Source organism: Mesorhizobium sp. 43Arga (assembly GCF_053714255.1).
Genome location: NZ_JBSKBO010000001.1, coordinates 1 through 21,568 on the forward strand (window position 1 = coordinate 1; position 21,568 = coordinate 21,568).

The 21,568-nt window shown below is 64.4% G+C and carries 23 protein-coding genes; 12 read left to right on the plus strand and 11 right to left on the minus strand.

Going from position 1 to position 21,568, the window contains the following annotated elements:
• Window positions 1–415: 415 nt before the first annotated feature.
• A complete protein-coding gene (locus tag ACWGS8_RS00005; protein ID WP_454579031.1) occupies window positions 416–1,675 on the minus strand; it encodes a ubiquinone biosynthesis hydroxylase in 1,260 nt (419 codons plus the stop codon).
• A 99-nt stretch (window positions 1,676–1,774) separates the two neighbouring features.
• Here ACWGS8_RS00005 and tesB point away from each other — a divergent pair, with 99 nt between their 5' ends.
• From tesB to ACWGS8_RS00025, 4 genes are all read left to right on the plus strand, one after another.
• Window positions 1,775–2,635: an acyl-CoA thioesterase II gene (gene tesB / locus ACWGS8_RS00010; RefSeq protein ID WP_454579032.1), complete on the plus strand. Its 861-nt coding sequence runs from the start codon at window positions 1,775–1,777 to the stop codon at window positions 2,633–2,635.
• A gap of 321 nt (window positions 2,636–2,956) precedes the next feature.
• Complete coding sequence (locus ACWGS8_RS00015) at window positions 2,957–3,295, plus strand: P-II family nitrogen regulator (protein WP_010912291.1); 339 nt, start codon at window positions 2,957–2,959, stop codon at window positions 3,293–3,295.
• A gap of 31 nt (window positions 3,296–3,326) precedes the next feature.
• Window positions 3,327–4,682 (plus strand): ammonium transporter, encoded by a 1,356-nt coding sequence (locus ACWGS8_RS00020; protein ID WP_010912290.1) that lies wholly within the window; start codon window positions 3,327–3,329, stop codon window positions 4,680–4,682.
• 324 nt (window positions 4,683–5,006) lie between these two features.
• A complete protein-coding gene (locus tag ACWGS8_RS00025) occupies window positions 5,007–5,282 on the plus strand; it encodes a hypothetical protein (RefSeq protein ID WP_454579033.1) in 276 nt (91 codons plus the stop codon).
• 137 nt (window positions 5,283–5,419) lie between these two features.
• Here ACWGS8_RS00025 and ACWGS8_RS00030 read toward each other — a convergent pair whose 3' ends face one another.
• Complete coding sequence (locus ACWGS8_RS00030) at window positions 5,420–5,791, minus strand: hypothetical protein (RefSeq protein WP_454579034.1); 372 nt, start codon at window positions 5,789–5,791, stop codon at window positions 5,420–5,422.
• A gap of 195 nt (window positions 5,792–5,986) precedes the next feature.
• Between ACWGS8_RS00030 and ACWGS8_RS00035 the strand changes: the two genes are divergently transcribed.
• The 3 genes from ACWGS8_RS00035 (at window position 5,987) to ACWGS8_RS00045 (ending at window position 10,472) form a co-directional block, all read left to right on the plus strand.
• On the plus strand, window positions 5,987–8,650 hold the full coding sequence (locus ACWGS8_RS00035; protein ID WP_454579035.1) for a DNA translocase FtsK: 2,664 nt from the start codon (window positions 5,987–5,989) through the stop codon (window positions 8,648–8,650).
• A 131-nt stretch (window positions 8,651–8,781) separates the two neighbouring features.
• Window positions 8,782–9,462 (plus strand): outer-membrane lipoprotein carrier protein LolA, encoded by a 681-nt coding sequence (locus tag ACWGS8_RS00040; RefSeq protein ID WP_454579036.1) that lies wholly within the window; start codon window positions 8,782–8,784, stop codon window positions 9,460–9,462.
• A gap of 203 nt (window positions 9,463–9,665) precedes the next feature.
• The gene (locus ACWGS8_RS00045; RefSeq protein WP_454579037.1) at window positions 9,666–10,472 is read left to right on the plus strand and encodes an exodeoxyribonuclease III; all 807 of its coding nucleotides are present in this window, start codon (window positions 9,666–9,668) and stop codon (window positions 10,470–10,472) included.
• 131 nt (window positions 10,473–10,603) lie between these two features.
• Here ACWGS8_RS00045 and ACWGS8_RS00050 read toward each other — a convergent pair whose 3' ends face one another.
• Window positions 10,604–11,062: a Crp/Fnr family transcriptional regulator gene (locus ACWGS8_RS00050; RefSeq protein WP_454579038.1), complete on the minus strand. Its 459-nt coding sequence runs from the start codon at window positions 11,060–11,062 to the stop codon at window positions 10,604–10,606.
• Window positions 11,063–11,245: 183 nt separating this feature from the next.
• Window positions 11,246–11,929 (minus strand): response regulator transcription factor, encoded by a 684-nt coding sequence (locus ACWGS8_RS00055; protein ID WP_010912284.1) that lies wholly within the window; start codon window positions 11,927–11,929, stop codon window positions 11,246–11,248.
• Between the two features lie 144 nt (window positions 11,930–12,073).
• Between ACWGS8_RS00055 and ACWGS8_RS00060 the strand changes: the two genes are divergently transcribed.
• Window positions 12,074–12,610, plus strand: coding sequence for a L,D-transpeptidase family protein (locus ACWGS8_RS00060; protein ID WP_454580094.1), 537 nt, complete (start codon window positions 12,074–12,076; stop codon window positions 12,608–12,610).
• 62 nt (window positions 12,611–12,672) lie between these two features.
• Here the strand turns inward: ACWGS8_RS00060 and ACWGS8_RS00065 are convergent, their stop codons facing one another.
• Window positions 12,673–12,921: a hypothetical protein gene (locus tag ACWGS8_RS00065; RefSeq protein ID WP_454579039.1), complete on the minus strand. Its 249-nt coding sequence runs from the start codon at window positions 12,919–12,921 to the stop codon at window positions 12,673–12,675.
• Window positions 12,922–13,051: 130 nt separating this feature from the next.
• On the opposite strand from ACWGS8_RS00065, the gene gcvA reads away from it, so the two are divergent.
• The gene (gene gcvA / locus ACWGS8_RS00070; protein WP_454579040.1) at window positions 13,052–13,981 is read left to right on the plus strand and encodes a transcriptional regulator GcvA; all 930 of its coding nucleotides are present in this window, start codon (window positions 13,052–13,054) and stop codon (window positions 13,979–13,981) included.
• A gap of 68 nt (window positions 13,982–14,049) precedes the next feature.
• Here the strand turns inward: gcvA and ACWGS8_RS00075 are convergent, their stop codons facing one another.
• The 6 genes from ACWGS8_RS00075 to tsaD form a co-directional block, all read right to left on the minus strand.
• On the minus strand, window positions 14,050–14,466 hold the full coding sequence (locus ACWGS8_RS00075; protein ID WP_454579041.1) for a DUF1761 domain-containing protein: 417 nt from the start codon (window positions 14,464–14,466) through the stop codon (window positions 14,050–14,052).
• A gap of 134 nt (window positions 14,467–14,600) precedes the next feature.
• A complete protein-coding gene (locus ACWGS8_RS00080; protein WP_454579042.1) occupies window positions 14,601–15,257 on the minus strand; it encodes a class I SAM-dependent methyltransferase in 657 nt (218 codons plus the stop codon).
• The gene (locus tag ACWGS8_RS00085) at window positions 15,254–15,679 is read right to left on the minus strand and encodes an EVE domain-containing protein (protein WP_454579043.1); all 426 of its coding nucleotides are present in this window, start codon (window positions 15,677–15,679) and stop codon (window positions 15,254–15,256) included. The genes ACWGS8_RS00080 and ACWGS8_RS00085 overlap by 4 nt, the downstream gene beginning before the upstream one ends.
• A 37-nt stretch (window positions 15,680–15,716) precedes the next feature.
• Window positions 15,717–16,013 (minus strand): YciI-like protein, encoded by a 297-nt coding sequence (locus ACWGS8_RS00090; protein WP_454579044.1) that lies wholly within the window; start codon window positions 16,011–16,013, stop codon window positions 15,717–15,719.
• A gap of 67 nt (window positions 16,014–16,080) precedes the next feature.
• Window positions 16,081–17,112: an NAD(P)H-dependent glycerol-3-phosphate dehydrogenase gene (locus ACWGS8_RS00095; RefSeq protein WP_454579045.1), complete on the minus strand. Its 1,032-nt coding sequence runs from the start codon at window positions 17,110–17,112 to the stop codon at window positions 16,081–16,083.
• Complete coding sequence (gene tsaD, locus ACWGS8_RS00100; RefSeq protein WP_454580095.1) at window positions 17,109–18,194, minus strand: tRNA (adenosine(37)-N6)-threonylcarbamoyltransferase complex transferase subunit TsaD; 1,086 nt, start codon at window positions 18,192–18,194, stop codon at window positions 17,109–17,111. The genes ACWGS8_RS00095 and tsaD overlap by 4 nt, the downstream gene beginning before the upstream one ends.
• A gap of 149 nt (window positions 18,195–18,343) precedes the next feature.
• Between tsaD and hemC the strand changes: the two genes are divergently transcribed.
• The 3 genes from hemC to ACWGS8_RS00115 all read left to right on the plus strand — a co-directional run bounded on the left by hemC (window position 18,344) and on the right by ACWGS8_RS00115 (window position 21,563).
• The gene (gene hemC, locus ACWGS8_RS00105) at window positions 18,344–19,270 is read left to right on the plus strand and encodes a hydroxymethylbilane synthase (protein WP_454579046.1); all 927 of its coding nucleotides are present in this window, start codon (window positions 18,344–18,346) and stop codon (window positions 19,268–19,270) included.
• Window positions 19,271–19,272: 2 nt separating this feature from the next.
• A complete protein-coding gene (locus ACWGS8_RS00110) occupies window positions 19,273–19,989 on the plus strand; it encodes a uroporphyrinogen-III synthase (protein WP_454579047.1) in 717 nt (238 codons plus the stop codon).
• Between the two features lie 110 nt (window positions 19,990–20,099).
• Entirely contained in the window at window positions 20,100–21,563 is a 1,464-nt protein-coding gene (locus tag ACWGS8_RS00115) for a COG4223 family protein (protein WP_454579048.1), read from the plus strand.
• Window positions 21,564–21,568: the final 5 nt, after the last annotated feature.

Sequence of the window (21,568 nt, forward strand, 5' to 3'; positions counted from 1 at the left end):
CTGCGCGGCGAAGAACTTCTCCACCTGCGCGCGGCGCAGCTGGCGCTGCACCACCACCTTCCCGGCAGCATCCACACCGTGCACCTGAAACACATTCTTGGCCAAATCGATAAATCTGATAGCTTGCATGACGGACGGTCTCCTCCGCTGGGGTTCAACAACACGACCAGCTTGGCACATTCGATGCCGCAAGGGGCCGTCCACCCATCATTCTAGAGCGGAGCAAGAAGCGAAGCGACGCGCGCAGACCATAGAATCCATTCCGTTACCTCAACGCGTAGCAATGGTTCAGAATTCCGCGCCGCTGCACCCTACGATCAACGTAACGGCACGGATCCTCGGGTCTGCGCGCCGCGTCGCGTCGCTCCGCCCGTGGATGACGACCTCATGTAGGCCTCGGCCAATCGCCAAGCGCTCAGATCGCCTCGCCTTTCAGCAGCCGCGGCGTGCCGGCGGATAGCCCCGATGCCTGGCGGATGAAAAACTCCTTCAGGCGCGGCATGCGTTCGACGAGGCCGAGGCCGATGTCGCGGACGGTGCGCAGCGGAGTGATGTCGTTGGAAAACAGCCGGTTCAGCACATCCGTCGTGACGCCCATCTGGACCGTGTCGAAGCGGCGCCATTGCTGGTAGCGCTCGAGCACGTCGAGCGCGCCGATGTCCTGGCCGAGCCGGTCGGCCTCGACGATCACTTCGGCAAGTGCGGCTACATCCTTGAAGCCGAGATTGAGGCCCTGGCCGGCGATCGGATGGATGCCGTGCGCGGCGTCGCCGGCAAGCGCCACGCGCGGGGCGACGAAGGCGCGCGCGATGGTGAGGCCGAGCGGCCAGGCGCGGGGCTTGTCGGCAACGCGGATTTCGCCGAGCTTCAGGCCGAAACGCTGTTCGAGTTCATGCTCGAAGACGAGATCGTCGCCTTCCACCAGCGCCTTGGCGTCTTGCGCGCGTTCGACCCAGACGATCGACGAGCGGTTGGTGCCGTCCTCGTCGGGTTTCAGCGGCAGTGTGGCGAAAGGGCCGGCCGGCAAAAAGTGTTCTTCGGCGCGGCCATTGTGCGGGCGTTCATGCGCCACGGTGCAGACGATGCCGGACTGGCCATAGTCCCACTTCACCGTCTTGATGCCGGCCATGTCGCGCAGCTTCGAATTGACGCCGTCGGCGGCGACCAGCAACCGTGCCGTCAGCGCGGCGCCGTCGGCCAGATGCACGGTGATGCCGGCGCCATCGGTCTCGAAACCTTGCACGGCGACGCCTTCGATGATGTCGATGGCGAGCTTTTCGGCTCTGGCGCGCAAGGCGCCGTTGAGCGACTTGTTGGCGACCATATGGGCGAAGGGCTCGCCCGGCGCGACTTCGCCGCCAAAGGTCAGGAACACCGGGCGCACCGGATCGGCGCTGCGCGAATCGGTGATGATCATCTCGGTGATCGCCTGCGCCTGCGGCGCGATCTCGGCCCAGACGCCGAGCTGCTCGAGCATGCGGCAGGCGGCAGCGGCGATGGCCGAGGCGCGGCCGTCGCGTTGCCAGGCGCCGGCGGGCGCGGCATCGACCAGCGCCACGGCCAGATGGGGCCGCGCCTGCTTCAGCGAGACGGCGGTGGCTAGGCCGACATAGCCGGCGCCGGCGACGAGAACATCGAGCCCGGATTTGGTCTTGGCGTCCGCCTTGCGTTCCATTGTCTTGGCTCCTTGCGCGCCGGCCCGGCCTCGCGCCCTTGACGGTTCGTTCTTCCTGTCGGAAACCGCCATAGCAATTTTGCGACGAGGTCACAAAACATGACGGTGGCGATCGACGAACTCCTGAGCATTCTCGACCTCGAGAGGCTGGAACACAATCTGTATCGTGGTCGCAGCCCCCAGGTAGAGTGGCAGCGCGTGTTCGGCGGCCAGACCATCGCCCAGGCGCTGGTGGCGGCGCAGCGGACGGTGGAACCGGACCGCTTCGTGCATTCGCTGCACGGCTATTTCATGCGGCCGGGCGACATCAGGGTGCCGATCGTCTACGAGGTCGACCGCATCCGCGACGGCGGCTCCTTCACCACCCGACGCGTGCTGGCGATCCAGCACGGACAGGCGATCTTTTCGCTGGAAGCCTCGTTCCAGGTCGACGAGAAGGGGCTGGAACACCAGTTCGCGCTGCCCGACGACGTGCCGCCGCCGGAAGGGCTGCCGACGCAGCGCCAGCTGCTCGAAAGAGCCGAACGTGTGCCGGAGGCGGTGCGCCGCTTCTGGGCGCGCGAGCGGCCGCTGGAGCTCAGGCCGGTCAATCTCCAGCACTATGAAAGCCGCGACAAGCTGCCGCCCCGGCAGAATGTCTGGATCCGCCTTGCCGGCCCGGTTCCCGATGACCGCGCGCTGCAATCGGTGCTGCTCGCCTATCTCTCCGACATGACGCTGCTGGACACCTCGACCTTCGCGCATGGGCGCGGCCTGTTCGATCCCGACATCCAGGCGGCGAGCCTCGACCATTCGATGTGGTTCCACCGGCCGCATTCGCTCGACGGCTGGCTGCTCTATGCGCAGGACAGCCCGTCAAGCTCGGGATCGCGCGGCTTCAGCCGCGGCACGCTCTATGCGCGCGACGGCACGCTGATCGCCTCGATGGCCCAGGAAGGGTTGATCCGGCTCAAGCGTTGAGCACTGCGAGTCTTGTTTGAGCAGGATCACTGACAAGCGAAAACCGTTTGTCCGGGAAAACCCGGCTCGGCTTTTCGGGATCGTGCTCAAAGCCGGCAAATTAGGCAAATTCGAAAAATTGCATAATTTTTGAGCACATGGCATGCCGCAGGCATCGGCACGTGCTGCCTCCAATCGCCTCATTCCCTTTATTTACAACAGGTTAATGGGCTGCTTCGGCACTTGGCACGGAGCTTGAATCCTTGTCGGCACTCTCCGGCTCTTTGGGATCGGTGAAGTCGTGCAAACGCGGGGGACCGCAACAGCAAAGGGTGAAACCTTATGAAAATCGTGATGGCAATCATCAAGCCGTTCAAGCTGGACGAGGTGCGCGAAGCGCTTACCGCCGTCGGCATCCAGGGCCTGACCGTCACCGAAGTCAAAGGCTACGGGCGTCAGAAGGGACATACGGAAATCTATCGCGGAGCGGAATACGCGGTCAGTTTCCTGCCGAAGATCAAGATCGAGGTCGCTGTCAGTGCCGATACGGTCGACAAGGCCGTCGAAGCCATCACCGCCGCGGCCAAGACCGGCCAGATCGGCGACGGCAAGATCTTCGTTTTCGGCATCGATCAGGCGGTGCGCATCCGCACCGGCGAAACAGACACCGACGCCCTCTGAGCGGCGAACACGTATTCCAATGGAGAGTTCAATGAATATTTCTTCCACCTTGAAGACGACGGGACGGGCGGCCCTTTTGGGCTCGCTCGCTCTGGCAGCATTGGGCAGCGTCGCCGCCTTTGCGCAGGAAGCCGCTCCGGCCGCTGCCGCGGCCGCCCCGGCTGCCGCTCCCACCCCGGTGCTCGACACCGGCAACACCGCCTGGATGCTGACCTCGACGGCCCTGGTGCTGATGATGACCATTCCGGGCCTGGCGCTGTTCTATGGCGGCATGGTGCGCAAGAAGAACGTGCTCGCCACCATAATGCAGAGCTTCGCCATCACCTGCCTGGTGACGGTGCTGTGGTTCATGTTCGGCTATTCGCTGGCCTTCTCCGACGGCGGCGGCATGAATGCCTATCTCGGCGGCTTCTCGAAATTCTTCCATCACGGCATCACGGTCTCGACGCTCTGGCTGCCGGGGGTCTCGAACATTCCTGAATTCGTCTTCTCGATGTTCCAGATGACCTTCGCCATCATCACGCCCGCACTCATCGCCGGCGCCTTCGCCGAGCGCATGAAGTTCTCGGCGCTGCTGCTGTTCATGGCGCTGTGGTTGATCGTGGTTTATTGCCCGATCGCACATTGGGTCTGGGGTGGCGGCTTCCTCGGCACGGCTGGCGTGCTCGACTTCGCCGGCGGTACGGTCGTCCACATCAACGCCGGTGTCGCGGGCCTGGTCTGCGCGCTGGTTCTGGGCAAGCGCGAAGGCTATGGCACCACCAACATGGCGCCGCACAACCTGGTCTATTCGGTCATCGGCGCCTCGCTGCTGTGGGTCGGCTGGTTCGGCTTCAACGCCGGTTCGGAACTGGCGGCCGACGGTCTTGCCGGCGCTGCGATGATGAACACGCAGGTCGCCACCGCTGCCGCCGCCCTCGCCTGGATGTTCGCTGAATGGATCGTCGCCAAGAAGCCCTCGGTGCTCGGCATCATCTCGGGTGCCGTCGCCGGCCTCGTCGCGGTGACGCCGGCTTCCGGCTTCGTCAACCCGACCGGCGCTTTCATCATCGGCATCGTTGCCGGCGTGCTCTGCTACATCTCGGCGGTCAAGGTGAAGCACATGTTCGGCTATGACGACTCGCTTGATGCCTTCGGCGTGCACGGCGTCGGCGGCATCATCGGTGCGCTGCTCACCGGCGCGCTCGCCGATCCGGCGATCAACGCGCTCGGCAAGGGCGGCTCTGTGGTCACCCAGCTCTACGGCATCGTCTTCACCATCCTGTGGACGGCGATCGCCACCTTCGTGATCCTCTACATCGTCAAGGCGCTGGTCGGCCTGCGTCCGACGACCCAGGAAGAGGTCGAAGGCCTCGACATCTCCCAGCATGGCGAAGTGGTGCCGTAAGGCCAGCTCGCCAATGGGGCCGGCGGATCCTCCTCCCGCCGGCCCCATGAATCCCAGCGCAATTCCAGGGAGAGCCGCAATCCGGCCTTTCTGGAACGGCTCCAGAGATCCCGTCGTGACGCTCTCGCAAGGAGCTCACGCCTTGAGGCCCGGATTGTCTCCGGGCCTCTTTTTTGGTAAAATGTTCTACTATACCCTTGGTTCGCGCAATCACGTTCGCGTGATGGACCTTTGGGAAGAAACATTGACCGCTTTGGTTCCGAACTGTGGGGGGCGATCGTCGTTCTGACGCTCGTGCAAAAAAAACAGGGAAGGAACTTTCTCATGAACCTCAAGAGTATCTGCCTTGGAGCGCTCGCTCTTTCCATGGTCGGTGGCATGGCATTTGCCGGTGCTCTGGATGAACCGGCCGACATGGCGCCGTTCTTCACCGATTCCAGCATGAAAACCATGAAGCCGGAGGCGGACTTCAAGGCAGCCTGGGCCTCGACGGCCAAGGACAAGCAGGACAAGATGATGAAGGAGTGCCAGGACGCGGCGATGAGCAAGCCTCACGCCGAATTCTGCGCCAACCTGATGATGTATGCCGGTCACAAATGATTGCGCGAGATCGGGTCCGGAAGGGCTCGACCCTTTGTAGCCGAACGATGGCGGGTCTACGTGCCCGCCATCCCTTCGCCTGCAAGTGAATTTTGGCGGAGACCGCAGGCGTTCCCGATGCCGTCCGCTGACGGGCTCTATCCGCCGATCCCATCGTCCATCATGGTGTTTGTCAGCGCCTCATAGGCACTGCTGCAGGTCTGGGAATGGGGGCAATTGCGGACAATCAACGTCGGCGCCACCGTCAGTATGGCCGCAACCAGAATTTGCAGGCCAAGATCCGGCACCCCAAATGCCTTGCCGAAGAGAGCCCTGCACAGAAAATACAGGCCCTGTATCAGGCAGGCGGAGGCGAGCAGGTGCAGGAGTGAGCCGGTCGCCCTGGCAAAGGGCGTCACGTAACCATCCGGAAAGCCCACCATCCCGAGTTCGACAAACCAGTGCGCAGCGAGCAGGAGACTAAGCCCTGCCCAGGCCAGAGCCGCCACGCGAAGGAAGATAGACCGCATGCCTCTATCCACGTTGGGGGTTGCGCGGCGACGTTGCACATCCTGCCCGCTTCCGCTTCAACCTGAAGTGACGGGTTTGATGATCTCAACCGCTTATAGTTAATGCCCCCTTAACCTTCCCACCGATAGTCTGGCATTCGAATCTGCCGGAGTGCGTCATGTGCTCCGGCCAGGCAATCACTGACGGGGAAGAGCATGCGTTCAGGGGCTTCAGCACCGCTCGCGATGACCGACACGGGGCACGGCATCCAGGCTTTCGCTCGGCGCCAGGTCGGCCGGCTGGTCGGCGCCGGCATGTTTCTGGCTGTAGCCTTCGGGGTTGCCAGCCTCGCCACCTGGAACGTTGCCGATCCAAGCTTCTCGCACGCCACCAACAACACCGTCACCAACGCCATGGGCTATGCCGGCGCGGTTTTCTCCGATCTCGCCATGCAGTTCTTCGGTCTTGCCGCCGTTGCGGCGCTGGTTCCGGCTGTCATCTGGGGGTATCTCTTGTTTTCGGCGCGCGGTGTCGACAGGCTGCCCAAGCGCGGGCTGTTCTGGTTCGGTTTCGCGCTGCTCGCCGCCGCGATCGCCGGCTGCATCGTTCCGCCCAAGACCTGGCCGCTGCCCACCGGCCTCGGCGGCGTGTTCGGCGACATGGTGCTCAAGATTCCCGGCGTCCTGATCGGCGGCTATCCGACCGGGCTGATCGCCAGCGTGCTCGCCGTGCTGCTGGCCGGGCCGACGCTCTGGCTGTTCGCCTTTGGCTCGGCGCTGATTGGGCGCAAGAACGGCTTCGCCGTGATGGAAGAGCCAGCTGCCGCGGACCCGCGCGAGGACGATCTTCTGTTCGACAATGAAGAGGACGAGGGCGACGAGGGCATATTGGCGCTCGGCGCCATCACCCATTGGTGGCTGTCGCTGCGCGCTTGGATGCATCGCCGCGCGGTGCGCCGCAGGCAGGAACGCGACGAATACGAGCCGGAGGTGGAGCCGCGCGCCAGCGCCTGGCGGCGTGCGGCCGAGCGTGTGGAATCGGCCGAATTCGCCGAGCAACGGATGAGCCCCGGTGGCCGCGCCCGCGTCGAGCCGGAATTCTTCGCCGCCATGGTCAATGACCGCAGCGTATCCGTTGATCCGGACGATGACGATATCTTCGACCGCGACGACGAGGACATGGATTTCGACGACGAGCCTGTTGCCCAGCGCCGTACGGCGCCAACGGCCAGGGTGCAGCAGTTCCGTTCAGATGCCGCCACCCGCGTCGAGGCGCCGGCGCCGCGCCCGGCGCCTGGCGCGCGCGTCCAGCGCGAGGCGCAGACCTCGCTGATCGGCTCGGACAAGTTCGAGATGCCGTCGCTGCATTTCCTGTCCGAACCGAAGAATGTCGCGCGCGACCCCAGCCTTTCGAAGGATGCGCTGGAACAGAATGCGCGTCTGCTTGAGGGCGTGCTGGAGGATTTCGGCGTCAAGGGCGAGATCATCGCCGTGCGCCCGGGTCCCGTCGTCACCCTCTATGAGCTCGAACCCGCGCCCGGCATCAAATCGTCGCGCGTCATCGGCCTTTCCGATGACATCGCCCGCTCGATGAGCGCGATCGCCTGCCGCGTCGCCGTGGTGCCCGGCCGTAACGCCATCGGCATCGAATTGCCGAACGCCAAGCGCGAAACGGTGTATCTGCGCGAGATCATGGCCAGCCGCGATTTCGAGACGACCAAGGCAAAGCTGGCGCTGGCGCTGGGCAAGACGATCAATGGCGAGGCCGTCATCGTCGACATCGCCAAAATGCCGCACGTGCTGGTCGCCGGCACCACCGGCTCCGGCAAGTCGGTCGCCATCAACACGATGATCCTGTCGCTGCTCTACCGGCTGACACCGCAGGAATGCCGGCTGATCATGATCGATCCGAAGATGCTGGAACTCTCGGTCTATGACGGGATCCCGCATCTGCTCACGCCGGTCGTCACCGATCCGAAGAAGGCGGTGGTGGCGCTGAAATGGACCGTGCGCGAGATGGAGGACCGCTACCGCAAGATGTCCAAGGTCGGCGTGCGCAACATCGACGGCTTCAACGCCCGCGTTCAGCTGGCCGAAAAGAAGGGCGAAAAGATCTCGCGCACCGTGCAGACCGGCTTCGACCGCCAGACCGGCGAGGCGATCTACGAGACCGAGGACCTCGATCTCGAGCCGATGCCCTATATCGTCGTCATCATCGACGAAATGGCCGACCTGATGATGGTCGCCGGCAAGGACATCGAGGGCGCGGTGCAGCGCCTGGCGCAGATGGCGCGCGCCGCCGGCATCCATGTCATCATGGCGACGCAGCGTCCGTCGGTCGACGTCATCACCGGCACCATCAAGGCCAACTTCCCGACCCGCATCTCCTTCCAGGTGACGTCGAAGATCGACAGCCGCACCATTCTCGGCGAGCAAGGCGCCGAGCAGCTGCTCGGCATGGGCGACATGCTCTACATGGCCGGCGGCGGCCGCATCCAGCGCGTGCACGGTCCCTTCGTCTCAGACGATGAGGTCGAAAAGATCGTCGGGCACCTGAAGCTGCAGGGCGTGCCCGAATATCTCGACGCCATCACCGAGGATGACGACGAGGACGACGATGAACCGTCCGGCAAGGGCGGTGGCTCCGGCGGCGGTGGCGGCGGCAATTTCGAGGATTCCGACGATCCCTACGACCAGGCGGTGGCGGTAGTGCTGCGCGACGGCAAGGCGTCGACCAGCTACATCCAGCGCAGGCTCGGCATCGGTTACAACCGCGCCGCCTCGATCATCGAGAAGATGGAAAAGGAAGGCATTGTCGGCCCCGCCAACCATGCGGGAAAACGCGAAATCCTGGTGCCGACCGAAGACGACAAATTCTGATGGCGGGGGCACGGCAACTTTGAACCCTCTGGCGCGTTCAAGCAATCAGACAGCGTTCGCCCGCCAAACTTCAGCCCAACTGGGGGTTCAGGACAGCGCTAGGTAGAGGAATCACCACGAGAGTGACCGACATGAAAAACGATCTTTCCAAGCTCAGCGATTTTGCTCCGACCCGCCGCCAGCTCCTCGGCCTCGGCCTTGTCGCAGCGGGTGCGGCCGCCTTCAACGTGGTGCCCGGGTTCGAGCTGCTGGCCTCGGCGCAGGCGGCCGTGCCCGCCGCCGCGCAGAAGATCGCCGACCATTTTTCCTCGGTCAAATCGATGAGCGGCGAATTTGTCCAGTTCGGCCCCAAGGGCGAGCAGACCGGCGGCAAATTCTTCCTCGAGCGCCCGGGCAAGATCCGCTTCAACTATGACGGAGCGTCGAATTTCAAGGTGATTTCCGACGGCAAGTCGGTGGTCATCCTCAACAAGAAAATGAACACATCGGACCTTTATCCGTTGTCGAAGACGCCGCTGAAGCTGCTGCTCGATGACCGGATCGATCTCTCCGGCGATCGCGTCAAGAGCGTCAAGGAAGAAGACGACCTCACCACCATCCAGCTTTCCGACAAGTCGGTGTTCGGCAATGCGCACATCACCATGATGTTCGATCCGAAAACCTATGATCTGCGCCAGTGGACGATCACCGACGCGCAGGGCAAGGACACGACGGTGATGATCTTCAACACCAAGGAAGGCGTCAGCTTCGCGCCCGACACCTTTGCCATCGACTATACGGCGAACCGCGAGCTGAACACCAAGACACGATAGCTTCCGTCGCCACGGCAAGTTTCCGGCGGCGGCGCTGAAAGCATGCCCGGCAGGGCAATGAGGGGCTGCGGCAGATCAATAACTGGCGCCCGGCTTGTCTTTGCGGCGCCCGGCTGGCAGTTTCCGGAGCGACTCCCTCAAAAGGCGTCTTCTGCGTCAGGGTCCATCGGTCCTGGCTGGGAAGACGCTGTCCCGGATTGCCAATGCCGTTTTCCATCGCCACCTGGAACATCAATTCGGTTCGCCTGCGCATGCCGATCGTGGAGCGACTGCTCGACGAGTACGCCCCCGATGTGCTGTGCCTGCAGGAAACCAAGGTTCCCGACGAGCTGTTCCCGGAAAAGGCATTCCGCAGGCTCGGCTACCAGCACATCGCCTTCCATGGCCAGAAAGGCTATCACGGCGTTGCCACGGTGGCGCGGCGGCCGATCGAGGTGGTCGAAAAGCGCCGCTTCTGCGAGATCGAGGACAGCCGGCATCTGTCGGTGACGGTGCGCGCCGGCGGCAAGACGATCCTGCTGCACAATTTCTACGTTCCGGCGGGCGGCGACGAGCCCGACCCCGAAATCAACAAGAAATTCAGGCACAAGCTCGACTTTGTCGCCGAGATGAACGCCATCCGCGCCGAGCATACAGAGGTGTCGGCGTCGGTGCTGGTCGGCGACCTCAACATCGCGCCGCTCGAGCACGACGTCTGGTCACACAAGCAATTGCTCAACGTGGTCAGCCACACTCCGGTCGAGACCGAAAACTTCGAGGCGATGCGGCTCGCCGGCAATTGGGTCGACCTGATGCGGCACAACGTGCCATTGGACCAGAAGCTCTACACCTGGTGGAGTTATCGCGCACAAGATTGGGAGCTGTCCAATCGCGGCCGGCGGCTCGACCATGTCTGGTCGTCGCCCAACCTGGTGCCTGATTTCGCCGGCTACGAAATCCTGCGCGCGGCGCGCGGCTGGGAGCGGCCGTCGGACCATGTGCCGGTCATCGCCCGGTTCAACCTGGATTAAGCGTGCCGAAGCTCCGCCAATTCGTCATCCTGGGGGCTCCGCGACAGAGCTTCGCCCTAGGATGCTATGGGTGGAGGGCGGCTGCAGCCAATGTCGAAGGAAAAGCTCCTGCCTGCAACCGACAATCGCTCTCATTTGCCCGAAAACCGGGGCGCCAGTTCCTCGATGCGGCGGATCATGTCCTGGAATTCCTCGGAGATGCGCTGGTGCAGCTTCACCGCCACTTCCGGATATTCCTCCAGGATACGGCGGAACATCTTGCGGCTGAGCCGGATCACTTCCGAGTCGATCTCGGCCGACGCGCTGGTCAGCCGGTTGGTGTCGGCGATCAATGCCAGTTCGCTCAGCATGGTGCCGGGGCCGGCGGTGCCGATCGGGATACGTTCGCCACTCAGCTCGCGATAGAGCACGATGCTTCCGCTGACCACGACATAGGCTGAATCGGCCTCGTCGTCCTCGCGGTAAAGCTTATGGTTGGCAAGCAGCACGGTGTTCTCGGCGCCGAAGGCGAGCAGGCGCAACTGCTCCTGCGTGAAACCCTGGAAGAGCCTCACGGCGGACAGAATGCGGATGTCGTCATCCAACGCCATCTCTAGCTGCGTCCCCGAACGGTCAGTCCAATCCCTCCTTCACGAGTCGATCCTTAATCCCCTCCACAGGATCGCACCCGAAAGCGGCCCCGCCCAGACCGCTCTATCCATTTAGTTTTACGCAATTCCGGACGGGAAACCGCCCACACTTTTCCTGGAATTGCTCATTGGATAGTGAAATGTTTAAGGAACCAGCTTGTAGCCACCGCTTTCTGTCACAAGAATTTCCGCATTGGAAGGATCGCGCTCGATCTTCTGGCGCAGCCGGTAGACATGGGTTTCCAGCGTGTGCGTGGTGACGCCAGAATTGTAGCCCCAGACTTCCTCCAGCAGCACGTCGCGCGTCACCACCTTCTGGTCGGCGCGGTAGAGATATTTGATGATCGAGGCTTCCTTTTCCGTCAGCCGCACCTTGCCGCCGCGCGGGTCGATGAGCAGCTTCTGGCTGGGTTTGAAGGTGTAGGGGCCGACCGAGAAGGTGGCGTCCTCGCTCTGTTCGTGCTGGCGCAGCTGGGCGCGGATGCGCGCCAGCAGCACCGCGAAGCGGAACGGCTTCGTCACATAGTCGTTGGCACCGGCTTCGAGACCCAAAATCGTGTCCGAATCGGTGTCGTGGCCGGTCAGCATGATGATGGGCGCCTTGTAGCCCCCCTTGCGCAGGATCTTGACGGCCTCGCGGCCGTCCATGTCTGGCAGGCCGACATCCATGATGAGCAGGTCGATGAGGCCGCCGCGTGCCGCGGTGACGCCTTTTGCCGCAGTCGCTTCCTGCAGCACGTCGAATTCCTCATAGAGGGCGAGTTGCTCGACCAGCGTGCCGCGCAGGTCGTCGTCGTCGTCGACGATTAGGATGGTGCGTGAAGTCATGGATCAATCCGTTGTTTTGAAAATGAAATTCAGTTGACCGCTGCGTATTTATGCGGAAGCTGGCCGACACAATAGCCGATCACAGTGATTTGTTCCGTGGCACGATCATACAAGAAAAAATGCGATCGCAATGCAGCCGGCGCAATTTTGCCAAAACGGCTGCGTGTGCTGACCGTGCGGGCAAGGCCCGGCCGCCCCAGCCAGGGCCTGCTGCAGGCCGGAAAAACGGTGTTTGCCTGCGCACTGGGGCGTGGCGGCATCTCGGCCGACAAGCGCGAGGGCGATGGCGCCACGCCGCTCGGCTCGATGCGGATCCGGTCGGGTTATTTTCGGGGAGATCAGTTTGCCGGTGGCCGCCGGACGCGCCTGGCGATGACGCCGATCGGGCCCGATCTCGGCTGGTGCGAGGTATCAGACGACCGCAACTACAACCGGCCGGTCAAGATCCCTTATGGCGCCAGCCATGAGCGCATGCGGCGCGACGACCGGCTCTACGACGCCTGTCTGGTGCTCGACTGGAACATCGCGCCGCGCCGCCGCGGGCGCGGCAGCGCCATCTTCTTCCATCTGGCGCGACCGGATTTCACGCCGACGCAAGGTTGCGTGGCGGTGACCGCGCGCACGATGGCCCGGCTGCTGCCCTTGCTGTCGGACAAGACGGTGGTGAGGGTGGTGCGGTAGGGAATGGGCAGTAGGCAGTAGTAGGCTCTCTTTCCCTACTGCCTACTGCCCATTCCCTACTTTCATCGCTTCTGCCAACCCGTGCCTAGCAGTCCGATTTCGCGGAGTTCCCGGTCCATCACCTGCGCGACATCCCGGCGCTCGGCGCCGATGTCGCGCAACTGGCTGTCGGAAAGGCCCTCAACGGACTCCAGCGGAAGCCGGATGGCGACCCGTGCCTGGCGCAGCCAATCGATCGCGGCGCGCAGCCAGGATGCGATGCCGGCATGGGATTTCAGGGCGGTGTGGGACTTCAGAGCGATGTCGGTCATGGCTTTATCCGGTTTCTCCGGATATCAAATCCGGTTTGAAGGTATCTCGATGTCGGGATTATGCCGGATTGAAAAACAAACGGGAAACGAGTAGTTCTTTTCAGATCATCAAGTTTTATTTGGAGATCAGATGTCTCGCCTCCTGCCCGGAACGCGCGCGCTGAGGACCTTCGAGGCGGCGGCGCGTCATCTCAATTTCACCCGCGCCGCCGACGAGCTTGGGCTGACCCCGGCCGCGGTCAGCCACCAGGTCAAGGAAATCGAGGATCAGCTCGACCTGGTGCTGTTCACCCGCACCAGCCGCGCCATGCGGCTGACGGAAGCGGGAAACGTGCTTCACGAGGCGTCGATCGACGCGCTCGACCTGCTCAACCGGGCGGTGTCCCGCGCCCGCAAGATGACGCGCGGCACGGCGCTCCTGAAAGTGACGCTCGACGCGCAGTTCGCGACGAAATGGCTGATGCGGCGCATCGACGATTTCCGCCGGCAAAGGCCGGGCATCGAGTTGCGCTTCGACATCACTTACGATGTCAGGGACTTCGAGCGGGACGACGTCGATATCGGCATCCGGTTCGGCACCGGCAGATATGCCGGGCTTTGCGCGCATCGGCTGTTCGACAACATCATCATCCCGGTGTGCAGCCCGGCGCTGCTCGCTTCTGGGCCGCCACTAAACGAACCGCGCGACCTCTTCCAGCATACGCTCGCGCATATCGAATGGTCGCGGCAAGGCGTCACCTGGCCGAACTGGAGCATGTGGATGCAGGCGGCCGGCGTCGACGATTTCGACGACAGCCGCACCCTCGTCTTCGGCTCCTCGACCGATGCCACGCAGGCGGCGCTCGACGGCAATGCCGTGGCGCTGGCCGACTTCGCCATGGTCGCCAACGATTTGTCGCAAGGGCGTCTCGTCCGCCCCTTCCAGCTCGGCATCAAGGTCGCGCCGGAGTTCGCCTATTTCCTGGTTTATCCGGAAACCGCCAAGGACGACGCCCGCATCGCAACGTTTCGTGAGTGGCTTCTCGAGGAAGCGGCAAAGACGCACGGCACGGACGCGTGAGCCCGCCGCGCCGTGCCCGGTCGCGTGGAAATCCGGACTCGTCGGCCATCGTCAATGCTGTTGCTCGTTCAGCTTGCCGCCGCGCCGAACCAGCCGATTACCGCGCCGATGATCAACAGGGCACCCAGCCAGTGGCCGCCGTCGATGAGGGTCAGGTCCCAGCCGAAATTCTCGTAGCGATGGTTGACCGACAGCGTGGTGGCGACGAAACCCAGCCAGAGCACGAAACCGAAGACAAGTCCGGCGAGCAATGTCGGTTCACCGCCGGTCATCGCACCGACCACCAGCGCCATGATGTAGGCCATGACCAGTTCGGCGATGAAGCTGATGATGAAAGGCAGCGGCGATTTCTTCATCGTCGCCGGATCGAGCTTGGCGGCCTTCAGCCACGGCTTGCTCAATGCCATGTACCAGGCGGCGCCGAACAGCCAGGCCAAGACTGCCGCGGCAATGACCGCCAGCCAGTTCACTGCTGAAAAATCCATGAGCTTCCCCCTCCAGATGCAGGTCGCGTGACATGCTCTGTCTTTTTTGTCACGACGCAATCCCGGACGGAAAACCGCTACGCACTTTTCCTGGAATTGCTCCAGACTTTGTATCAGGCGCTTCGGCGATGGCGTCAAGCAAAGCGCCAGACGGTGGTGCGCTTGACCAGGGAATCCTCCAATGCCCGCGTGACTTCCACCTCATAGGCCGCAAGCGGCTCCAGCCCCGATTTCGGCAGATACGACCGGCCGGGATCGCCGACGAAAATCTTGGCACCGCGCGCCGTGAGTGTCGCAAACCATGGCATCAGGCGGTCGGCGAAGGATTTGTCGTAGAAAACGTCACCGGCCAGCAGTACGTCCCAGCCCGCATCGGTACCGATGCAATCCGTGCCGAGGAAGTCGATCCCGACGCCGTTGGCCTCGCTGTTGAGGCGGATCGCGGTGGCGCAGAACGGGTCGATGTCGGCGGCGACTATCTCGGCAGCGCCCGCCTTGGCGGCGGCGATGGCGACAAGGCCGGAACCCGAGGCGAAGTCGAGCACGCGCTTGCCCCGCACCGTGTCGGGATTGTCCAGGACATAGCGGGCGAGGCCTTGGCCGCCGGCCCAGGCAAAGGCCCAGAAGGGCGGCGGCAGGCCGATCTCGACCAGTTCGTCCTCGGTCCGCTGCCACAGATCATGCGCTTCATCGGCAAGGCGCAGCAGAATCTCGGGCACATGCGGCGGCGCCATCAGCGCCGTGTTGTCGAGGATGAATTGCTTCGCGCCGTGCGGGGTGAGCGCCGTCATGGAGCAGGCGTCAGGCCGCCCATGCGGCAGACTTCCTTCCATTCGGCCGGGGTCACCGGCTGCACGGAAAGCCGGCCGAGCCGCACCAGCGCCATTTCGGCAAGCTTCGGATTGGCTTTTACCTGTTCCAGCGTCGGCGGGTTCGGCACATCGCGAACCGCGCGGATGTCCACGCATTCCCAGCGCGGGTCATCCGAAGTGGTGTCGGGGTGGGCCAGCGCGCAGACTTCGGCGATGCCGACGATGTTGAGCCCTTCATTGGAATGGTAGAAGAAGCCGAGATCGCCGATCTGCATGGCCTTCATGTTGTTGCGGGCAGCGTAGTTGCGCACGCCGTCCCATTGCGTGCCGGCCTTGCCCTTGGCCTTCAGCGCGTCGAAGGAGAAAACCGAGGGTTCGGATTTGAACAGCCAGTAATTCATGTTTCTCCTCCGTGCGATCCGGGTGCGGCAACCGGAATTAACTAGCCGCCGGCTTGTTGAACGTCCAGTTCCACTGGCGAATTTCGACGCTTTCGAACAGGCCCGCCTTGGCATAGGGGTCGGCGGCCGACAAGGCCTGCGCGGCGGCCAGATCGGGCGCCTCGACGACCACGAGGCTGCCATCGGGCTTGCCATCGGCATCGAGGAACGGACCGGCGAAGGCCAGTTTCTTGTCCGCATTCAGCCCTTCGAGAAAGGCGACATGCTCGGGCCGCGTGTCGAGGCGCACCTGCAGGCTTCCGGGCTTGTCCTTGCAAACAAAAGCAAACAGCATCGTCTTTCTCCTGGTCTTTGGATTGAAGTTGGGGGATTGAATTGAAGTTGGGGATCAGGGTTGGGGATCAATCGTTGGCCTCGGTCTTCAGCGGCCGGGTCATCAAGGCGGTCACGGCCTGGCGGATGGTAATAGTGCCGTCCAGTATGGCCGCCACGGCGGCGATGATCGGCGCGTCGATGCCGCGTTCGGCGGCGATGCGGGCGGCGATTACCGCCGTCGGCACGCCCTCGGCCAGCGGCAGGCCGGCAAGCGCCTTGCCTTGCCCGAGCGCCAGCCCATAGGCGAAGTTGCGCGATTGCGCCGACGAGCAGGTCAGCAGCAGGTCGCCAAGGCCGGAAAGACCCATCAGGGTCTCGGGCCTGGCGCCGAAGGCGGCACCGATGCGGCGCAGTTCGACGAAGCCGCGCGTCACCATGGCGGCCTGGGCGCTGGCGCCAAGCCCGGCGCCGGTGACGGCGCCCGCGGCAATGGCAAAGACATTCTTCAAGGCGCCGCCGATCTCGACGCCGATCAGGTCGTCGCTTGAATAACAGCGCAGGTTTTCGGCGGAAAAGCGGGCCGCAAGGTCAGCCGCGAGCGCCTCGTCGCGGGCGGCGACAACGACCGCCGTCGGCAGGCCGCGAGCGACATCGGTGGCGAAGCTCGGGCCCGACAGTGCGGCAACCGGATTTCGCGGCAGGATTTCCTCGACAATTGCCGACAGCAAGGCGCCGGTGTCGCGCTCGATGCCCTTGGCGCAGAGGACAAGCGGGATGGCGTCCGGCATATGATCCTTCGCCACCGCCAGCGTCGCCCGCAGCGATTGCGCCGGCGTCACCGCCAGCACGCAATCGGCGCCGGAGAGCGCCGCCGCAATGTCCGATGTCGCCTCGATGCCGGGCGCAATGGCGATGCCGGGCAGATAGCGCGGATTCTGGCCTTGGCCAATCGCGGCGACGGTTTGGGGATCGCGCGCGAACAGCCGCACCTCATGGCCGGCGCGCAGCATCGCCAGCGCCAGCGCCGTGCCCCAGGCGCCGCCGCCCAGCACGGCGACGCGCCAGCCGCCTTTACCGGGACGGGCCATGCCTTGGCTGTTCATGCCTGGACCGGTCATGCCTTGGCTCCGCGCCGGCCGGAACCGACCATCGGCGCCGAGATGCTGTCCAGCGGCCAGCGCGAGCGCGGCGCGAAATCAAAACCGTTCTCCCGCGCCATGCCTTCCCGCAGCCGTTCGATGCCGGCCCAGGCGATCATCGCCGCATTGTCGGTGCAAAGCTTCAGCGGCGGCGCGACGAAGGCGAAGCCGGCCTGGGCGCAGAGCCGTTCCAGCGTCGCCTTGATGGTGCGGTTGGCGGCGACGCCGCCGGCAACCACCAGCGCAGGGTTTTTCGTGTCGGGAAATGTCTGGCTGAATCGCGCCAGCGCGCGCGAAACGCGGTCGGCCAGCGCATCGGCGACCGCCGCCTGGAACGAGGCGCAGATGTCGGCGACGTCCTGGTCGCTCAAGGGCTCGATCGCCGTCGCTGCCTGACGCACGGCGGTCTTCAGGCCGGAGAAGGAGAAGTCGGGCTGCGCCGAACCCTTCATCGGACGGGGGAAGGCAAAGCGCGAGGCATTGCCTGTCTGTGCCGCCTTCTCGACATTCGGTCCGCCGGGATAGGGCAGGCCGAGCATCTTTGCGGTCTTGTCGAAGGCTTCGCCGAGCGCGTCGTCGATGGTGGTTGCCCAGCGCTGATAGTCGCCGACACCGCGGACTGCCAGGATCTGCGTGTGGCCGCCGGAGACCAGCAGCAGCAAATAGGGAAATTCGAGCCCGTCGGTCAGCCGCGCCGTCAAGGCATGGCCTTCGAGGTGGTTGACCGCGATCAGCGGCTTGCCTGCCGCGGCGGCGATCGCCTTGGCCGTCATCAGCCCGACGATCAGGCCGCCGACCAGGCCGGGGCCGGCGGTGGCGGCGATCGCATCGATATCGGCAAGGGTTGTGCCCGAGTCGGCAAGCGCGGCCTCGACGATGCCGTCCAGCGCCTCGACATGGGCGCGCGCAGCGATCTCGGGCACGACACCGCCGAAGGCGGCATGTTCCTCGATCTGCGAAAGCACGATGTTGGACAGGATTTTCGGCGCGGCATCGCCCTCCAACGCCACGACGCTGGCGGCGGTCTCGTCGCAACTCGTCTCAATGCCCAGAACGCGGATCAATTCGTCGCTATCCCAAGAGATTGTGCAGCCGGGCGTTCCCCTTTAGGAGAGTGCCCGGAAAAGGCCTCGGTTTATCTTAGCCGCATTTCTGCTACGCCACTTGGCTGCAAAATGCTCCGGCCGGGGGTTATCACGGACCGCGCGCCATGCAAACAACCTTGAAAATCGGAACACGCGGCAGCCCGCTGGCCTTGGCCCAGGCGCATGAAACGCAGGCGCGGCTGATGGCCGCGCATGGCTTGCCGGCGGAAGCCTTCGAGGTCGTCGTCATCTCGACCAGCGGCGACCGTATCCAGGACAGGCCGCTGTCGGAAGCCGGCGGCAAGGGCCTGTTCACCAAGGAGATCGAGGAAGCGCTGCTCGCCGGCGCGATCGACATCGCCGTGCATTCATCGAAGGACATGCCGACGCAATTGCCCGATGGCTTGGAGCTTTCCGCCTTCCTGCCGCGCGAGGACGCGCGCGACGCCTTTGTCGGCAAGGCGGTGAAGACGATCGCCGAGCTGCCGCGCGGGGCCAAGGTGGGCTCGTCGTCGCTCAGGCGGCAGGCGCTGATCCGCCGCATGCGGCCGGATCTCGACGTGGTGATGTTCCGCGGCAATGTGCAGACGCGGCTGTGCAAGCTCGACGAAGGGGTCGCCGCCGGCACCATCCTCGCCTATGCCGGGCTGAAGCGGCTCGGTCTTGAGCATGTCGCCACCGATTTGATGCCGCTCGACATTTTTCCGCCCGCACCCGGCCAAGGGGCGATCGGCATCGAGACGCGCATCGGTGACCGCGCTGTCGAAAAGATGCTGGTCGCCATCCACGATGTGCCGACGGGGCAGGCGCTGGCCTGCGAGCGCGCCTTCCTTGCGGCGCTCGACGGCTCCTGCCGCACGCCGATCGCCGGCCATGCGACGATCGAGACCGGAAATCTTGCTTTCGCCGGCCTGATCATCTCACACGACGGCACGCAGTCGCACGCGGTCGAATTGCGGGGACCGGCACAGGATGCCGCCCGTATCGGCGATGAGGCCGCACGGACGGCGCGGGCCAGGGCCGGGGAAAAATTCTTCGAAGGCTGGATCTGAAGATGCTTCGCGTCCTGGTGACCAGACCGGAGCCGGGCGCGTCGCGCACGGCGCGGCGGCTTCAGGAGACGGGCTTTCAACCGATCGTCATGCCCTTGACCGAAACGGTGGCTTTGCCTGCCGATGCGGGGTTCGTCACCGGCGATGCCGTCGCGGTTGCGGTTACCAGCGCCAATGCCGTGCGCCATGCCTCAAACGAGGTTATCGCGGCGCTTGCTGCCCTGCCTTGCCATGCCGTGGGCGCCAGGACCGCCGAAGCGGCGCGCAAGATGAGGTTTTCTTCCGTCATTGAAGGCCAAGGCGACGCCGAGGCGCTGGCCGACGCAATCGCGGTGGCTTTTCCCGGCAAGACAATCACCTATCTATGCGGACGCGTGCGGTTTGCGATGTTCGAACAACGGCTGGAAGCGGCTGGCGTCCGGGTCCACGCCGTGGAGACGTATGACACGCTCCCGGTGCCGTATTCCGACGGGACCATCCTTGCGCTGCTGTCCGGCCAGCCGGTCGATGCGGTGCTGCTCTACTCGGCCAAGGCAGCCGCCGCGATGCAGGCCTTGACCAAACGGCCTGCCCTACAAGAGGCCTTTGAAAAGACACGGGTTTTCGCTCTTTCCGCACGCATAGCCGCCGCCTTCGGCGACGGCGCCGGCAAAGCAATCCGCATCGCCGCGCGACCCGACGAGGAGGCGCTGCTGGCGCTTTTGCGGGTGCTGCCCTGAGCCGCGTCATCACACCGCCCCTTTTCACCGCTTGGTGATGTGCTAGACCCTTTCTGAACCATCACGCGCCGGCAGGCGTTGAGACGAAGCGAATTTTGCGGAGCCCAGGCATGGTCAAGACGCCGAAGATGCGACACTCGAAAAGCCGCCGTGAGCCGGTGACCATCGATCTCGAGCCCGGTGCCGTTTCCCGCATCGTCGACGAGGATGCCGCCAAGGCCGCAGCCAAGACCGACGAGGCCAAGGCTGAGGAAGCCGCTGATGCCTCGCAGCCGGAGGCTCCCGAAGAGCCGGTGCATGCCGACCAGACCGATCTCGAACCCTGGGAGCATGCCGATGGCGTGGGGCAGGCCGGGGCCGAGCCGTCCGCTGAGGCCAAGGCCGTTGAGCCGGAGATGCCTTATCCCGGCTCGGATGCGCCGGCCGATCGCACTGCCGCCTCGGACTATAATTTCGAGGATGCCTCGGCCAAGCGCGGCGACGACAGCAAGGCAAAAACCCAGACGCGGGACGAAAAGATGGCGCCGGCCGCGGCAAAGCGTGGCGGCCTTAACGGCCTCGCCGCCGCCGTTGTCGGCGGTGTCATCGCGCTCGCCGGCGCCGGCGGCCTGCAATTTGCCGGCCTGCTCGGCGCGCCGGGTTCCGGCGCCGGTGTTTCGCTTGACGGCGTCAATGGCGAGATCGCCTCGCTGAAGAGCGAGATCGCCGGCCTGAAGGAGGGCGGCAACAACGACGCGGCGGCCAAGATGGTCGGGCTTTCCTCGGGGCTGGAGCAGGTCAAGAGCGATGTTGCGGCGCTGAAATCGGCGGCCGAACAGGGCGGCGCTGGCGACAATGCCGGGCTTGCAGCGCTCGGCGACAAGGTCAAGCAGATCGAAACCGCGGTCGCCGCCCTCGGCAAGGCCGGTAGCGCCGCGCCGGTCGATCTCGGCCCGCTCTACGAAAAACTGGCCAGCCTCGACGCGCTGGTGAAATCGACGGGCGAAGCTGCGAAGGCCCAAGACAGCCGCCTCGCCGCGCTGGAACAGTCGGTGTCGCAGCTTTCCGGCAAGGTCGAGGCGGCGGCGGGGCAGCCGAAGATCGCGCTCGCCATTGCCGCTTCGGCGTTGAAGTCGGCGCTCGAACGCGGTGCGCCGTTCTCGGCGGAACTCGATACGCTGGCGGCGATTTCGCCCAACGCGCCTGAGCTCGCGACCTTGCGGCCCTATGCCGAAAGGGGCGTGCCGACCCGCACCGAGATCGCCGCGCAAATGGATGCCGCCGCCAATGCCATGGTCGCCGCCGCCACGCCGGTCGACCAGAACGCCGGCTTCCTGCAGAACCTGATGTCGAGCGCCCAATCGCTGGTCAAGGTCCGGCCGATCGGTGCCGTCGAGGGGCCCGGCGCGCCGGAAACCGTGGCGCGCATGGAAGTGGCGGTCAGCCAGGGCGACTATGCCAAGGCGCTCAGCGAATACAATTCGCTGCCTGAGGCCGTGAAGGCCGCCGGTGCCGACTTTGCCGGCAAACTGAAGGCGCGCATCGAGGTCGAAACCCAGGTCGACGCGCTGATCTCCGGCGCGATGAAGGCGTGAGGACA

Coding starts and splice junctions, on each gene's coding strand:
- ACWGS8_RS00085 (WP_454579043.1), bottom strand. CDS start 15,679: ATGAATTACTGGCTGTTCAAATCCGAACCCTCGGTTTTCTCCTTCGAC.
- ACWGS8_RS00080 (WP_454579042.1), bottom strand. CDS start 15,257: ATGACGGCGCTCACCCCGCACGGCGCGAAGCAATTCATCCTCGACAAC.
- ACWGS8_RS00090 (WP_454579044.1), bottom strand. CDS start 16,013: ATGCTGTTTGCTTTTGTTTGCAAGGACAAGCCCGGAAGCCTGCAGGTG.
- ACWGS8_RS00015 (WP_010912291.1), top strand. CDS start 2,957: ATGAAAATCGTGATGGCAATCATCAAGCCGTTCAAGCTGGACGAGGTG.
- gcvA (WP_454579040.1), top strand. CDS start 13,052: ATGTCTCGCCTCCTGCCCGGAACGCGCGCGCTGAGGACCTTCGAGGCG.
- ACWGS8_RS00005 (WP_454579031.1), bottom strand. CDS start 1,675: ATGGAACGCAAGGCGGACGCCAAGACCAAATCCGGGCTCGATGTTCTC.
- ACWGS8_RS00045 (WP_454579037.1), top strand. CDS start 9,666: ATGCCGTTTTCCATCGCCACCTGGAACATCAATTCGGTTCGCCTGCGC.
- ACWGS8_RS00030 (WP_454579034.1), bottom strand. CDS start 5,791: ATGCGGTCTATCTTCCTTCGCGTGGCGGCTCTGGCCTGGGCAGGGCTT.
- ACWGS8_RS00110 (WP_454579047.1), top strand. CDS start 19,273: ATGCTTCGCGTCCTGGTGACCAGACCGGAGCCGGGCGCGTCGCGCACG.
- ACWGS8_RS00075 (WP_454579041.1), bottom strand. CDS start 14,466: ATGGATTTTTCAGCAGTGAACTGGCTGGCGGTCATTGCCGCGGCAGTC.
- ACWGS8_RS00055 (WP_010912284.1), bottom strand. CDS start 11,929: ATGACTTCACGCACCATCCTAATCGTCGACGACGACGACGACCTGCGC.
- ACWGS8_RS00115 (WP_454579048.1), top strand. CDS start 20,100: ATGGTCAAGACGCCGAAGATGCGACACTCGAAAAGCCGCCGTGAGCCG.
- ACWGS8_RS00050 (WP_454579038.1), bottom strand. CDS start 11,062: ATGGCGTTGGATGACGACATCCGCATTCTGTCCGCCGTGAGGCTCTTC.
- ACWGS8_RS00025 (WP_454579033.1), top strand. CDS start 5,007: ATGAACCTCAAGAGTATCTGCCTTGGAGCGCTCGCTCTTTCCATGGTC.
- ACWGS8_RS00095 (WP_454579045.1), bottom strand. CDS start 17,112: ATGACCGGTCCAGGCATGAACAGCCAAGGCATGGCCCGTCCCGGTAAA.
- ACWGS8_RS00065 (WP_454579039.1), bottom strand. CDS start 12,921: ATGACCGACATCGCTCTGAAGTCCCACACCGCCCTGAAATCCCATGCC.
- ACWGS8_RS00040 (WP_454579036.1), top strand. CDS start 8,782: ATGAAAAACGATCTTTCCAAGCTCAGCGATTTTGCTCCGACCCGCCGC.
- tesB (WP_454579032.1), top strand. CDS start 1,775: ATGACGGTGGCGATCGACGAACTCCTGAGCATTCTCGACCTCGAGAGG.
- ACWGS8_RS00020 (WP_010912290.1), top strand. CDS start 3,327: ATGAATATTTCTTCCACCTTGAAGACGACGGGACGGGCGGCCCTTTTG.
- hemC (WP_454579046.1), top strand. CDS start 18,344: ATGCAAACAACCTTGAAAATCGGAACACGCGGCAGCCCGCTGGCCTTG.
- ACWGS8_RS00035 (WP_454579035.1), top strand. CDS start 5,987: ATGCGTTCAGGGGCTTCAGCACCGCTCGCGATGACCGACACGGGGCAC.